We start from the raw sequence: 13,097 nt of genomic DNA on the forward strand, positions 1-13,097 counted from the left end.
ACCGACACGCGAAAGCCAACGCATGCTCGTAATGAATATTAAAAGTCCTTATGGATGAGCCCTTTGGGGGCACAGGCGCAACTATATACTGAGAAGTAACGGAGTATGGATACGATCAGCAGCTAGCTACCGCGTGGTAGGTCTAGCTGTTTTCCAACACTTGCTTCCTTCTTTTGCTCCTTACAGAGCACCTGCTTTCATGTTTCTTGCCCAGAACGGCACGCGACCGGCCGTTGGCCGCACAGTTACCTATACTAGTCTACCTTGCCATCCGACCACTACGCAAGCCGTCATTGTCGAACTCCGCCCGCCACTGGCCGAACTCGACAATGGTGCGCTGGTTCCCTTGCAGGATTTGCGCCTCGTCGTGACGGATGAGCGCTGGCTCCCCATCCAGGATTTTGCCGACCAGTACCTGCTTTCTTCCTATGGGAAGGTCGTCAGCTTATCGTATCGGCACACGGACCGGCAGCGGCTCTTACAAGCGTCCGGCCCCCAGCGCTACCCCTCCGTTAGTCTCTACGGTGCGGCCGGGGTGACGCAAGTAGGCCTGAACCGCCTAGTGGCCCAGCACTTTCTGCCGCCTCCAGCGGAGGAACGCTTCCAGCATGTGATTCCAAAAGACGGCAATCACCTCAACCTACGAGCGGAGAATCTGCAATGGGTCGATCAACGCGAGCAGCAGGATCGGGTAGTACTGGAGCGGTTTCACCGCTGTGGCGCGCGAAACCCCAACAGCAAACTTACGCCTGATTCCGTACGACAGATTCGAGCCCTGGCCGCACAGGGACAAAGCTACCAGCAGCTGGCGATGCAGTTTGGGGTTAGCCGGCCCACCATCTCCTTGCTGGTACGACGGCTTACCTGGCGAACGATATGACGACACTTAAATGTCCATAAGCTACGGCGACTGCGAACGGCCAAGCGTCTGGAAAGCTAATTGCGCGACTACGACTCCTCCATTCAGGTATTGGCGCAACTGCCTTCAGTGGTGAAGGCAGTTGCTTGGCTGCGTGAGCATCCAATGCCGGATTTACTGTTCGTTGATATTCATCTGGAAGATGATTTGGCCTTTCGCATCTTCGAGCAGGTGCCGGTGAGTGCCGCCGTCATCTTCACCACGGCCTACGACGAGTATATGGTACAGGCCTTCAAGCTCAACAGCATCGACTACCTACTCAAGCCCATTGATGCCGACGAGCTGGTCTCGGCTTTGGAGCGCTACGGGCGGCTTCAGCAGCACTTCGCCCCAACTGATTTGCCTGCCCTGTTGCGCCTGATAAGCCCCACAGCCGGGCCGGCTTACAAAGAGCGCTTTATGGTAGCCGTGGGCGCCAAGCTGCGTAGCATTGACACGTCGGCCGTAGCCTGCTTCTATTTTGAGGAGGGAGCTACGTTTCTCGTTACTCGCGAGGGCCAGCGGCTCACGATTGACTACAGCCTCGACAAGCTGGTGCCGCTGCTCAACCCCGCGCAATTTTTCCGGGTGAACCGGCAGTATGTCATCAGCCTAGCCGCCATTGAGGTGGTGCACAACCACTCGGTAGGGCGGCTGGAGGTGGAACTCAAGCCCAAAGCCAGACAGCCGGTGCTGGTGAGCGGTAACCGCGCCACCGAGTTCAAAGAGTGGCTGGGTAAATAGGCTAGCCGCCGGATACAAGAGACGTTTCACTCAAGGGCCTTTTTCGCTTGCTCAACCCCAGAATAGCCCGCTTCAAATAGTTCGGTTTTCAGCGGCCTTACGCTACCCGGACCTTTGGAGCATGAAACAATACCTCTCCTTTAGCCGCAGGGTTGCTCGGCTGGCTGCTGCTAACCAGCGCCTGCGGCACCAAAAAAGATGTCGCTGCCGAGGCAGCCGGCGCGGCGGCCGCTACCGTAGCGCCAGCGTACCCGGTACTAACCCCGACCCCCACTACGGCCCAGCTGCACACCGATTACCCCACGGTACTGGAAGGCCAAGCCAACGTAGAAATCCGGCCCAAGCTCGACGGCTTCATCGACCAGGTGTTCGTGGATGAAGGGGCGCGGGTACGCAAGGGTCAGCCTCTGTTTCGCCTCAACAACGACGAGGCCGACCAGCAGGTACGCGCTGCCGAGGCAGCCCTGCTCAGCGCTCGGGCCGACGTCGCCGCCGCGCAGCTAGATGTGGAGAAGACCCGGCCCTTGGTGGAGCAACAAATTCTGAGTGACTTACAACTCAAGGCCTACCAGGCTACTCTCCAGGCCCGGCAGGGAGCCCTAGCGCAGGCCCGAGCCACGCTGCTCAATGCTCGCAAAACGCAAAGCTACGCCCACATTATTAGCCCCGTGGACGGGGTCATTGGCTCGCTGCCCTATAAGCAAGGTAGCTTAGTCAAAGCGTACGGACTGGAACTGCTAGCGTTTGCACCGGTCATGTCACTGCCCGGGCGGGTTGCGCATGTCGTGGCCCACAGCGTCTTTGCCCGGTTGTCTATCGGCTCACTGCTAGGGAAAGCGTTTCGCCCGGGAGACAGCTACAAAACGTTCGACGAAGAGGCGGAGGCCCTGCATTGGCTCCTGCACTAGGCGCTTCGACCCAGCTTCGCACGGTACACACTGCCCCCGTGGCTCCCTACTCTGTTTATCATGCTCACTGCTTTTGGCTCTTTCCTATTACTGCTGCTACGTACGCTTATCCGCCCAGAGCGCCTGTCGGTCCTCTGGCACCGAACGCTGAAAGAAGCCGTGCTTATCGGAGTAAATTCTGTGTTCATCGAGGGAATCGTTTCTTCATTTATCGGAGCCGTTACCTGCGTGCAAATCGCCTACAACCTCACCAATCCCATACTGCCGAAGTCCATTATCGGCTTCATGGTTCGAGAAATGACCATTCTGGAGCTAGCCCCCACCATTACCAGCATTGTGTTGGCCGGTAAGGTGGGCAGCAGCATCGCCGGCACCCTGGGCACCATGCGCATCACTGAGCAAATCGACGCGCTGGATGTGATGGGTATTAATTCGGCATCCTACCTGGTGCTGCCACGCATAGTCGCGGCCCTGTTCATGTTTCCGCTGCTGGTGATGCTGGCCATGTTTCTTTCTCTGTTGGGTGGCTACATGGCGGGCACATTCACGGGCGCACTCACCGGTGCCGACTATGTAGAGGGACTACGGCTCGATTTTATACCCTACAACATTGCATTCGCGCTCATCAAAGCGGTAGTCTTTGCTTTTCTAGTGTCAGGCATCGCCGCATTCCAGGGATATACTACCCGTGGCGGTGCCTTGGAAGTAGGTGCTGCCAGTACGGCCGCCGTTACCTACTCTATTATTGCCATTCTACTGGCCGACTTCGCGCTGGCTGGGCTCCTGCTCTAATACAATATGCTTTCCGATAATAGTCGGACTTGTTAGAAACCCATTTCCCTTGTCGCCTTTTTCCTGTGCTAACCCACGAGCTTTCAATAGTACGTCAACCGTGCATCTGCACACCACTCCTTTCAAATACGGAAAAGACATCAATCGACACGACCGTACGTCATAGTATTGGAACAGCAAGAGTCCTAACGATTGGCGCATCCGGACGGGCCTCGGACTACTAGGGATGGCCCTTGCTCAGCCGCTACTTTTTGGTCGGCAGGCTGCGTACCCGGCTCAACGTTTCCTTGGTAATGCCCAGGTACGAAGCGATAACGTGCTGCGGAAACCGCTGCAGAAACTCGGGGTAGGTATGCACCAGCTCGGCGTAGCGCTGCTCGGCCGAGAGGCTCAGCGCCGCGTTGACGCGGTGCTGCAAGGCAAAGGAGTGACGCTGATTGATTTGGGTAATCATTTCCCCAAAGGCGGGTAGCGTATCGAGCAAGTAGTGGTTGGTCTTGGGGATGGTCAGCAGGGTGGTGTCCTCCCAGGCGTCGATGTAGTAGCGTGAGGGCGTGAGCATGGTAAAGCTTTCCCGGTCGCCGGCCCACCAATTTTCGATAGAAAGCTGAAACACATGCTCCGCGCCTTTGCCATCGACCGTGTATTGCCGCATGGCCCCGCTCACGACAAAGCCCATATACTGACAGACTTCACCCGGCTGCAGAAAGTATTGCCTTTTGCGCAGTTTTCGCGGGGTGAAGACCTCCTTAATCAGCTGCGTTTCCTGCTCGGTCAGGGGAGTAGAAGAAAGACTGCGGACGTAGGCAAGTAAGGATTCGTACATGGGACGTGAAAATAGACCAGTAGCGGCGGCCGCTGAAAACAATCATTGGAAAGGCTCGGAAGAGAAAACAGGGACGAAACCGGGTACCGAATGGCAAGTTAGGCAAAGGCCGCAACAGGGGCTCGGGAACAGTCTCGGTGTTGCACAATTTCGGGCACCTAGCGCGGCCGCTGAGGCGCCAGTAGGCGTTTCTACCCTGTTCTTTCTTTCACGCAAACCGTTTCTAAGAGCGGCCACAGGGTGGGCAGAGGAGGCGTAGGCCGTTGACATTTATCAACGATTTTTCTTAGCATTTATCATCGATTTAGGGGGGGCTCATCTGCCAATTTTGTCTTGCAATCAGGCCGGTATTACCGCCGGCCTGCTTCAGCAGCACAACGCATGAGCAAGCGCCTAATCGGTACTACCCGCGGCCAGCGTGCCGACATCGGGCCGTTTAACATCCAACGCCTCCTGGCCAACGAGCACGCGGCCGCCGTGGGACCCTTTGTGTTTCTCGACTATGCCCTGCCCGTGGAGCACGCGCCCACCGCCAGCCCGCAGCAGGCCCAGGGCACCGGCGCCCACCCGCACCGGGGCATCGCTACCCTCACCTACCTGCTGAGCGGCGAGGGCCTGCACCGCGACAGCCGCGGCAACACGACCCTAGTGCGCTCGGGCGGAGCGCAGTGGATGAGCGCCGGCAACGGGATTCTGTACGATGAGTCCATCAATCCCGACGCCGCTACCCGCAGCCCCGTCACGCACGGGCTGCAGTTCTGGATTAACCTACCCGCGCAGCAAAAAGCCCAGTTGCCCGAGTACCGGTCGCTACCCGCCAGCGCCCTGCCGACCGTCGCGCTACCCCATTCAGCGGGGTGGCTGAAGGTAATTGTGGGCGAATGGGACGGCCACGCGTCTCCCGTTCCAACTTACTCGCCCCAGTTTCTCTACCACGTGCAGCTGGCAGCTGGTCAGCAGTTGGCGCTCCCTACCACGGCCGGATACGAGTACGCTGCCTTCGTGCTGCACCAGTCGGCCATGATTGGGGGCATCCGCTACGAGCCCGGCGAGCTTTTGCTGCTGGACCCCACCTCCGACGCCCCCCTCGTCCTAAGCGCCGCTCCCGGCAGCGCGGCCGACTTTATCGTGTTTGGCGGGGCTCCTTATACGGAGCCTATCGTGGCACAGGGACCATTTGTGATGAATACGCGCCAGGAAATCATTCAGGCCTACCACGATTTCTACCAGGGCCTCTACGGCACCATCGACTACAGTCAAGTACCCGCGCTAGACTAGGCCCTAGGCAAGCCTCAGCCAGTGCCGGGTGCGGCATCCACCATTCTTTGAATTTCAAATCATGCAACTAGGTATTGATAGTTTTGCTGTGCGCGGGTTAGGGAGCAGTATGCCGCCCGTCAGCCAGGCCGCCGAGCAAATGGGCCACTTGGTGGACCGCATCGAACTGGCCGACCAGGTAGGCCTTGATGTCTTTGGCATCGGGGAGCACCACCGGGCTGAGTTCCTGGATTCGGCGCCGGCCCTGATTTTGGCCGCGGCGGCGTCCCGCACGTCGCGCATTCGCCTGACCAGCGCCGTCACGGTGCTGTCGGCCGCCGACCCGGTGCGCGTGTTTCAGGAGTTTGCTACCCTCGACTTGCTCTCGCGAGGGCGGGCGGAGCTGGTGGTGGGCCGAGGTTCCTTCACGGAGGCCTACCCGCTATTTGGCTACGATTTGCGCGACTACGACGCCCTGTTTGCCGAGAAGCTGGACTTGCTGCTGGCCATACGGGCGCAGGAGCAGGTAACCTGGCGGGGGCGATTCCGGCCGGCCCTGACCGGGCAGGGAGTATACCCGCGCCCTATGCAGGAAAAGCTGCCCGTGTGGCTGGGCGTGGGCGGCACGCCGGCCTCGTTTGTGCGGGCCGGCACGCTGGGTCTGCCCCTGATGGTGGCCATCATTGGGGGCGAGCCCCGACGCTTCCGCCCCCTAATCGACCTGTATCGGGAAGCCGGCCGCCGGGCCGGGCACGCTCCCGAGCAGCTCACCGTGGGCATGCATGCCCTGGGCTACGTGGGTCCTACTACCGAGCAGGCCGTGCGCGACTACTACCCGGCCTACGTGCGCTTCATGACCCACGCCGGGCGCGAACGGGGCTGGGCGCCGCCCACGCGGGCCCAGTTTGATGCGCAGCGGGGGCCACACGGCGCCTTGCTGGTAGGCAGCCCCGACGAGGTAGCCGCCAAAATCATGCGCCACAGCGAAGCCCTGGGCGGCCTTTCCCGCGTCACGCTGCAGATGGATGCGCTCAACAGCGCCGACGCGGCCAGCCACGGCCAGTTGATGCAGTCCATTGAGCTGCTGGGTCGGCGCGTGGCGCCGCAGCTAGCCGCCCCTGCGGTGGCCAATCACTAATCCTTGCCTCCACATTCTTCTTTCTTCATTTTTAATCATTTCCATTACCATGAGTGTCAAGACCAAAAAAATACTGAGCTGGGTGCTGTCCGGGCTGTTAGCCTTTGGATTTATCGCCGCCGGGGGTAGCAAGCTGGCGGGCGTGCCCGAGCAGTTACAAAATCTGCAGAGTTGGGGCTACCCAGAGTGGTTCCGCTTCCCCATTGGCCTAGGCGAAATAGCCTTGGGTATCGGGCTGCTGGTGCCAGCCAGTCGCTTGCTCACGCTCTATGCGGTATTCATCTGGGCTGCCGTTGCTGCCATCACGCACTTGCAGGCTGGGCAGGCCGCTATGCTGGGCGGGCCCATTGCTTTCGCCGTGCTGGCCCTGCTCAACCTGCTAGTGTGGCGTTCCGTGGCGTCCGAGCAAACCAAGCTGGCATAAACAGCTGGTTGGTAGCCCATCGGTAGCCCCTTCCCTGGCTTGATTCGCTGGTGGGGCAACCGGTGGGCGAACCGCCTGAGCCAACTACTATTCCGAAACGCACCACTTCCTTTTTTACAAGATGGCATCCACTGTTTTTCATCCAGCCACCACCCGAATGCACGGTAACTCCGGTTGGCTTGACGCCCACCGCAGCTTCCTCCCCAGCGGGGCTTCCGAGCCATCGCGCCAGTCTTTCGGGGCCTTACTTATTCTCAACGACGATACCGTAATGGGCGGCACTGGATTCGGCATGCACGCGCACCGGAACGCCGAAATCATGACCCTGCTACTGGAAGGTGCCCTGGAGCACGCCGATACGCTCGGCAATAAAGGGGTTATTAACGTCAATGAGCTGCAAATTATAAGCGCAGGCTCGGGTATTTCGCACAGCGAAAAAAACCATAGCGCGACGGCCCCCGTGCACTTCCTGCAAATCTGGCTGACCACCGACCAACCCGAGGCCACTCCGTACTACGACCAGGTGTCGTTTGATACGGCTTCCCACCCCGATTCCTTTGTGCAAGTGGTGTCCCCCCATGCCGGGCAGGCCGGCGTGCAAGTGCGGCAGCAGGCTTGGCTGCACGTGGGCACCCTTACGCCCGGTGTGGCGACTACCTACGCGGTGAAGCGACCCGGCAACGGCGTGTACGCTTTCGTGCTGGAAGGAAACGTGCGCATTGGCAACCAGCAATTAGGAGCCTACGACGCCCTAGGTATCTGGAATACAACCCAACTCACGGTCGAGGCCCTGAGCCCGGCCAAAGTGCTGCTCATTGACGTGCCGATGTAGGACCCTGGGCTGCGCTTGCCGGCAGAGGTCAGCGAGTATTGTTACCAAGCGTCTTACACTGCCTTAAGCTGTTGAATCATCCGTAGCGTATTTCTCACCCCTTCTCCGCCATGACCACTACCTGGAAAGTAGACCCCGCGCACAGCGAAGTGCAATTCAAAGTGAAGCACCTGATTACTACTATTAGCCGCAAAGAATTCGGCCTCACTTGGGGGGGCGTGACCGAAGCCGGCGCAGTAGTGGTCAGCGACGAAATCAAATTGCAGGCGGAAATCCAGTTGGTGAAGCAGCCCTAAACCCCGACAGCGCCACCGCTTATCCCCAGCTCCCTTCGCGGGTGGGCCGGCGGCGCGGTGGGCTACCTATTGGCTGTTTTCGCTCCTGTTTTCGGTACCTTCCCCATGCCTACCCTCCTTGCCTTGCCGGATAATCGGCAATTTGAAACGCTACCCGGCGAAACGATACTGGCCGCAGACTTGCGTCAGGGCATTGCCCACGTGCACGCCTGTGGCGGCAACGCGCGCTGTTCGACCTGCCGGGTGGTGGTGTTGGCAGGGCTGGAGCACTTGGCCCCCCGCAACGAGCGAGAGCAGGTGCTGGCCGCGCACATTCACCTGCCCGATACGGTTCGCCTGGCTTGCCAGACGACCCTCACCGGGGGTAGCGTGGAGTTCCGCCGACCGGTGATTGACGAGCTGGACGTGCAGCTGACCCGGCAGGAATTCACCCGCGCCGACCAGCGGCTGGGCGAAGAAAAGCGCTTGGCCGTGCTCTTTTCCGACATCGAGGACTACACGGTGTTTGCCGAAGCACTGCCAGCCTACGACGTCGTCCACGTGCTCAACCGCTACTTCCAGCTCATGAGCGAGGTGGTCCGCGCCCACCGGGGCCGCATCATCGACTACATCGGCGACGGGTTGATGGTGGTCTTTGGGCTGGAAGACGAAGCCACCGCCGCCGCTGACGCGCTGGCCGCCGCCCGCGGCATGCTCCAGGCCGTAGAGCAACTCAACCCGTACCTGCGCAAAATGTATTGCCGCAGCTTCCGCGTCCGCATCGGCGTCCACTACGGCGAGGTAGTCGTGGGTGACCTGGGCGGAGCCGAACTGCGCAAGCTCGCCGTCATCGGCGACACCGTGAACGTGGCCGCCCGCATTGAGGCCGCAAACAAAGACTGCGGCACCGTTCTGCTGGTCTCACAAGCCGTCGTCGATGAACTGGGCGACGACTTGCGCGTGCGGCAGGCTTTTCTGACCCCCTTAAAAGGCAAGAAAGGAATGCACCACCTGTACGAGGTCGAGCTTTCTACCTAACAGCGGAAGCCTATTACTTCAGACCGGGATGTTTCGTGGGAAGTCGCCCGCGCGGGTCCGGTTGTTCAGTCCTGTCCGGGCTTCCGGGAGTGGCTCGGCGCGTGCGTGCCGGTGCTCTACTGCTCTTGTAGCGTCAGCCCTATTCCTTCGCTTGGTTATGCCTGTTGTTTTTTCTCCTGTTTCCCGTGCCGCTTTGGTTCGCCAGGTGCGCGCCCTCATTCACCGCCGCAAGGGTGTAGAACTGCGCCGCCTGCGGGTAAGCACCGACCTGAGTCACGAACTTGGCTTCGACCTCATTGACGTAGTCGACATCATCCTGGAAGTAGAACGCCGCTATGACCTGACCATTCCCGACGAGGTACCGCTCGATACGGTGGGCGACTTCGTGCGCTACATCGGTTGCCACCGGCAGCTTGCCGCAGCCTAATTTCGCTTATCGGTTACGAAAAGGAGCGTAATGCGGATGACTTGCCAGTAAAGTGCTCCGCCGCTTTCCGTGTTTGGCAGAGGGCTTTCTATGTGGGCAGTGGCATCGGGCGTGTCACAGCCGCCCCTTCCGGCCACATGGACCAACAACTAGTTTGGCGCGCCAAGAACGCCAAGTCCGCCAGTTGCTCCGCATCAACACGCGTACCGAAACGCGGCCTAAGCTGTTAAATCAACAGTGTATCACCTATCGAAACAGTGCCAGGATATAGTCCTGCTCTTGGCCCCTGGCAGGTAAGAGGGGAGGCCTTGTACCTTTGATTTTCGCAAGCCCCCGACCGATGACCTCTATTTCGCTCGACCAGTTTTACCAGCAGGTCACCACCGCCCTCGATACCGAGCTAAACACCCTGCTGCCGCCCGACATCCAGAAGGAAATCGGGCACTTCAACGTGTTTAGTATAGAGGAGCTCTACAACCGCTTTCGCGAGAAAGGCGTGATGCCCTACGACCGCCGAACGTACTACAAAATCAGCCTGATTAGCGGGCGCAACCGGGCCGAATACGCCGATAAAGTAATTGATATTGAGCAGAATGCCCTGCTTTTTGCTACGCCCAAAGTGCCCTACCACTGGGTGCCGCAGGACGTAGAGCAGGCGGGCCACTTCTGCATTTTCACGGAAGCCTTTCTGCTGCCGGCCAAAAGTGGGGTGGTGCTCGATGAACTGCCCCTATTCAAAGCCGGCGGCTATCCGGTGTTCCAGGTGAGCGACGAGCAAAGTGCAGAAATCGACGCCATCTTTCGAAAGATGCACCGCGAAATCGGCTCCAACTACGCCTATAAGTATGATTTGCTGCGCACGTACCTGCTCGAAATCATTCACCTGGGGCAGAAGCTGCAGCCGGTCACGGCGCTCTACCCGGCCCACAACGCCTCGGCGCGGGTATCGTCCCTGTTTATCGAACTGCTGGAGCGGCAGTTTCCCATCCAAACGCCCCAGCAGAAGCTCCAGCTGCGCACGGCCAAGGACTACGCCGACCGGTTGGCCGTGCACGTCAACCACCTCAACAAGGTGCTGAAAGAGAACACCGGCCGCACCACCACCGAAATCATCAGCAGCCGCGTGGTGCAGGAAGCCAAGTTGCTGCTCAAACAAACTAACTGGAACATCTCGGAAATCTCCGACAGCCTCGGCTTTGCGGAAGTAGCCCACTTCTCCAACTTTTTCAAGCGCCAGACAGCCTACTCGCCCGGCACTTTCCGAGCCTAAGGCCAGATGTGAATTTTGCAAATGATGGATTGCCCGGCGCAAACACCCCGCTGCTTCCCCGGCCGACCTTTGTGGGGTCATCATTTTTTCTAGCCATCATGGACTTACGCAACAGCACCATCCTCATTACCGGCGGCACCAGCGGCTTTGGCTTCGAATTCGCCACCCAGTTGCTGGCCCTGGGTAGTACAGTGCTCATTACAGGCCGCAATCAGGCGAAGCTCGACGACACGAAGCGCCGCCTACCGAGCGTGCACACCTTCCAGAGCGACGTGAGCGACCCGGCTGCCATCCGGCAGTTGTACCAGCAGGTGACAACGCAGTTTCCGGCCCTTAATATCCTCATTAACAACGCCGGCGAGATGCGCAAACTCGACCTGCAAGACCCCGCCCTGGACCTGCACGACATCACCCGGGAAGTGGAAATCAACCTGTCGGGTCCCATCCGCATGGTGCAGCAATTTCTGCCGCACCTCAGCACCAAGAAGACGGCCGCCATCCTCAACGTGACATCGGGTATCGCCCTGTCGCCGTTTCCGCTGGCCCCGGTATACGGGGGCACCAAGGCGGGCCTGCGCTCCTACACCCAAGCCCTGCGCGTGCAGCTTCAAAACACCCCGGTCAAGGTATTTGAGTTGGTAGCGCCCGCCGCCCGAACGCCCTTGGCCGACCCCTTTTCCGCCGCATTAGAAGACAACATGCTGATGGACCCCAGCAAGCTCATCGCGCATGCTATCAAAAGTTTGCAGCACGACAAGCTAGAGATTTACCCGGGCATGTCTCGGTTGATGCGCATCATGAGCCGGCTGGCGCCGGGCCTGCTGCTCAGCCAAATGAGCAAGGGCGTTACGGAGACCTTCACGCAAGCTCGGACGAAGGCCTAGGTACGGTCCGCTTCCTTCTTTTCGCGCATACGAATAACCCGGAATATCGTCAGCGGCTTGCTCCTGCTCGGGTCCGTCTACCCAAGCTTGCGGCACGGCTAGGGAACATCACGCAGCGCTTCAAGCCTGCGGAATCCCAAATGCTCAACGCTCTAGGTACCCGCAGCCCTTTGACTCGTCATTCTATGAACAGCGGTTGCTTCGACTATATGTGAAGGGCAATATGCCCGTCGAAGAAGTCCTCGTGCGCTTAGAGGCAGCGGCTTAGCTATTAGGAAAGAATCCCGGTCAGAGCTGACACTCCCTGGCTTCGTCAAATAACTAATGCATGTGACCGGCCGCGTTGGCCAAAGCGGCTAGTCCCATGACGCTCTACAAGGGGTTCTCGTTACAACGGGGCAAAAAATTACGCTAAGCCGTCGCAGCCGTCGGCGCAACCGTCTGTCCGGGTTGGCGCAAGGGCGTAGGCCGTTGCGCAGCAATGTTTCCTGCTCGGCAAAGGTGTATTTGCCCAGCCGGTTGATGTGCTCGAAGCGGGCTGGGGAGAGATGAGTCAGGTCCTCGTCCTGTACGGAGTAGCCTTCGGCCCGCAGATACGTAATGACCTCTTGCATGTAGACCGTATTCCAGACGACCATGGCGTTGGTGAGCAGGTTTAGGCAGCCCACGACCTCCTGCTGGGCCTCTTCCTGCTTACGGCGCAGCACCCCGTCGCCCCCGAACCAGAGCCAGCTGCGCAGCGCGTGCAGCTGCTCGCCTTTGAGCTAGGTGTTGATTTTGCGACGCAGGGGTTGGTGGAGCAGGTAGAATGGTTTTGACTAGCCGCCCGTATTCCTGCAAGCCGTAGGTGAGTTGGTGCTGCCGGGGGTAAGGCCTGGAGCTTGCGGATGAACAGCGAGGCCGTCACGTAGCCGAGCTTGAGCGAGCCTGCGACCCGCACCAGCTCTTCCCAGTGGCTGGCCAGGTACTCGGGGTTGACCTACCCGGTGAACTTGAGGGCCGGGTAGGCCATGTCTAGGCCCTTGACTTTGCTCAGCTTCTGGTCGCCGATGTCGCGCAGGTGGGGCGTGAATTCGAGGTCCAGTAAGTCAAAGAGGGCAAACACCAGGTCGGTGTAGCCAGCCGTGTCGGTGGTGTGCTCCAGGATTTCGAGCTTCGTTTCATTGCCCAGGATTTCGTCCAGCACGTAGGTCGCGTCGCGCTCAGTGGCGGCGATGACCCGGCTGCCATGCTGCGCGTACTGGTCGGCCGTGTGGTTGTAAGACGTGACGCCGCGGCCGTAGCCGAAGTACTTGGGCAGGGCCCGGGCGTTGCGCACGGCCCCGCTGACGGGGAAGCGCTGGCCGTCGGAGGAGGACAAGGTGCCATTGCCCCAGAAAGCGGC

General features: G+C 59.7%; 14 protein-coding genes and 2 pseudogenes. 13 read left to right on the plus strand and 3 right to left on the minus strand.

Annotation, left to right across the window (positions count from 1 at the left end; translation table 11 throughout):
• Positions 1-199 precede the first annotated feature (199 nt).
• From MUN82_RS07615 to MUN82_RS07630, 4 genes are all read left to right on the plus strand, one after another.
• A complete protein-coding gene (locus MUN82_RS07615; RefSeq protein ID WP_245096357.1) occupies positions 200-880 on the plus strand; it encodes a helix-turn-helix domain-containing protein in 681 nt (226 codons plus the stop codon).
• A 60-nt stretch (positions 881-940) separates the two neighbouring features.
• Positions 941-1,642 carry a LytR/AlgR family response regulator transcription factor gene (locus MUN82_RS07620; RefSeq protein WP_245096359.1) on the plus strand — a complete coding sequence of 234 codons (702 nt, stop codon included), beginning with the start codon at positions 941-943 and terminating at the stop codon, positions 1,640-1,642.
• A gap of 152 nt (positions 1,643-1,794) precedes the next feature.
• On the plus strand, positions 1,795-2,550 hold the full coding sequence (locus tag MUN82_RS07625; protein ID WP_245096360.1) for an efflux RND transporter periplasmic adaptor subunit: 756 nt from the start codon (positions 1,795-1,797) through the stop codon (positions 2,548-2,550).
• A 60-nt stretch (positions 2,551-2,610) separates the two neighbouring features.
• The gene (locus MUN82_RS07630) at positions 2,611-3,342 is read left to right on the plus strand and encodes an MlaE family ABC transporter permease (RefSeq protein ID WP_245096362.1); all 732 of its coding nucleotides are present in this window, start codon (positions 2,611-2,613) and stop codon (positions 3,340-3,342) included.
• 244 nt (positions 3,343-3,586) lie between these two features.
• Here MUN82_RS07630 and MUN82_RS07635 read toward each other — a convergent pair whose 3' ends face one another.
• A complete protein-coding gene (locus tag MUN82_RS07635; protein ID WP_245096364.1) occupies positions 3,587-4,168 on the minus strand; it encodes a Crp/Fnr family transcriptional regulator in 582 nt (193 codons plus the stop codon).
• 381 nt (positions 4,169-4,549) lie between these two features.
• Between MUN82_RS07635 and MUN82_RS07640 the strand changes: the two genes are divergently transcribed.
• The 9 genes and pseudogenes from MUN82_RS07640 to MUN82_RS07680 all read left to right on the plus strand — a co-directional run bounded on the left by MUN82_RS07640 (position 4,550) and on the right by MUN82_RS07680 (position 11,713).
• The gene (locus tag MUN82_RS07640; protein ID WP_245096366.1) at positions 4,550-5,446 is read left to right on the plus strand and encodes a pirin family protein; all 897 of its coding nucleotides are present in this window, start codon (positions 4,550-4,552) and stop codon (positions 5,444-5,446) included.
• 61 nt (positions 5,447-5,507) lie between these two features.
• Complete coding sequence (locus MUN82_RS07645) at positions 5,508-6,563, plus strand: LLM class flavin-dependent oxidoreductase (protein ID WP_245096368.1); 1,056 nt, start codon at positions 5,508-5,510, stop codon at positions 6,561-6,563.
• 49 nt (positions 6,564-6,612) lie between these two features.
• Complete coding sequence (locus tag MUN82_RS07650) at positions 6,613-6,987, plus strand: DoxX family protein (protein ID WP_245096370.1); 375 nt, start codon at positions 6,613-6,615, stop codon at positions 6,985-6,987.
• A 121-nt stretch (positions 6,988-7,108) separates the two neighbouring features.
• Entirely contained in the window at positions 7,109-7,819 is a 711-nt protein-coding gene (locus MUN82_RS07655) for a pirin family protein (RefSeq protein ID WP_245096372.1), read from the plus strand.
• 182 nt (positions 7,820-8,001) lie between these two features.
• Positions 8,002-8,115 (plus strand): annotated as a pseudogene (locus MUN82_RS22540) (YceI family protein); the annotation flags it as partial.
• Between the two features lie 105 nt (positions 8,116-8,220).
• Positions 8,221-9,132 (plus strand): adenylate/guanylate cyclase domain-containing protein, encoded by a 912-nt coding sequence (locus tag MUN82_RS07665; RefSeq protein ID WP_245096374.1) that lies wholly within the window; start codon positions 8,221-8,223, stop codon positions 9,130-9,132.
• Positions 9,133-9,289: 157 nt separating this feature from the next.
• Positions 9,290-9,559, plus strand: coding sequence for an acyl carrier protein (locus MUN82_RS07670; RefSeq protein ID WP_245096376.1), 270 nt, complete (start codon positions 9,290-9,292; stop codon positions 9,557-9,559).
• A 340-nt stretch (positions 9,560-9,899) separates the two neighbouring features.
• Positions 9,900-10,829 carry a helix-turn-helix domain-containing protein gene (locus tag MUN82_RS07675; protein WP_245096378.1) on the plus strand — a complete coding sequence of 310 codons (930 nt, stop codon included), beginning with the start codon at positions 9,900-9,902 and terminating at the stop codon, positions 10,827-10,829.
• 98 nt (positions 10,830-10,927) lie between these two features.
• On the plus strand, positions 10,928-11,713 hold the full coding sequence (locus tag MUN82_RS07680) for an SDR family oxidoreductase (RefSeq protein WP_245096379.1): 786 nt from the start codon (positions 10,928-10,930) through the stop codon (positions 11,711-11,713).
• A 356-nt stretch (positions 11,714-12,069) separates the two neighbouring features.
• Here the strand turns inward: MUN82_RS07680 and MUN82_RS22265 are convergent, their stop codons facing one another.
• Entirely contained in the window at positions 12,070-12,420 is a 351-nt protein-coding gene (locus MUN82_RS22265; protein ID WP_262922849.1) for a Tn3 family transposase, read from the minus strand.
• A pseudogene (locus MUN82_RS07685) lies at positions 12,369-13,073 on the minus strand (Tn3 family transposase). Before MUN82_RS07685 ends, MUN82_RS22265 begins: the two are co-directional and overlap by 52 nt.
• Positions 13,074-13,097: the final 24 nt, after the last annotated feature.

The organism is Hymenobacter aerilatus (assembly GCF_022921095.1).
In the GTDB taxonomy this organism is placed as follows: domain Bacteria; phylum Bacteroidota; class Bacteroidia; order Cytophagales; family Hymenobacteraceae; genus Hymenobacter; species Hymenobacter aerilatus.

Excerpts from the sequence above, each read along its gene's own strand:
- MUN82_RS07670 (WP_245096376.1), top strand. The coding sequence starts at position 9,290 with ATGCCTGTTGTTTTTTCTCCTGTTTCCCGTGCCGCTTTGGTTCGCCAG.
- MUN82_RS07665 (WP_245096374.1), top strand. The coding sequence starts at position 8,221 with ATGCCTACCCTCCTTGCCTTGCCGGATAATCGGCAATTTGAAACGCTA.
- MUN82_RS07675 (WP_245096378.1), top strand. The coding sequence starts at position 9,900 with ATGACCTCTATTTCGCTCGACCAGTTTTACCAGCAGGTCACCACCGCC.
- MUN82_RS07640 (WP_245096366.1), top strand. The coding sequence starts at position 4,550 with ATGAGCAAGCGCCTAATCGGTACTACCCGCGGCCAGCGTGCCGACATC.
- MUN82_RS07655 (WP_245096372.1), top strand. The coding sequence starts at position 7,109 with ATGGCATCCACTGTTTTTCATCCAGCCACCACCCGAATGCACGGTAAC.
- MUN82_RS07635 (WP_245096364.1), bottom strand. The coding sequence starts at position 4,168 with ATGTACGAATCCTTACTTGCCTACGTCCGCAGTCTTTCTTCTACTCCC.
- MUN82_RS07615 (WP_245096357.1), top strand. The coding sequence starts at position 200 with ATGTTTCTTGCCCAGAACGGCACGCGACCGGCCGTTGGCCGCACAGTT.
- MUN82_RS07680 (WP_245096379.1), top strand. The coding sequence starts at position 10,928 with ATGGACTTACGCAACAGCACCATCCTCATTACCGGCGGCACCAGCGGC.
- MUN82_RS07650 (WP_245096370.1), top strand. The coding sequence starts at position 6,613 with ATGAGTGTCAAGACCAAAAAAATACTGAGCTGGGTGCTGTCCGGGCTG.
- MUN82_RS07645 (WP_245096368.1), top strand. The coding sequence starts at position 5,508 with ATGCAACTAGGTATTGATAGTTTTGCTGTGCGCGGGTTAGGGAGCAGT.
- MUN82_RS07630 (WP_245096362.1), top strand. The coding sequence starts at position 2,611 with ATGCTCACTGCTTTTGGCTCTTTCCTATTACTGCTGCTACGTACGCTT.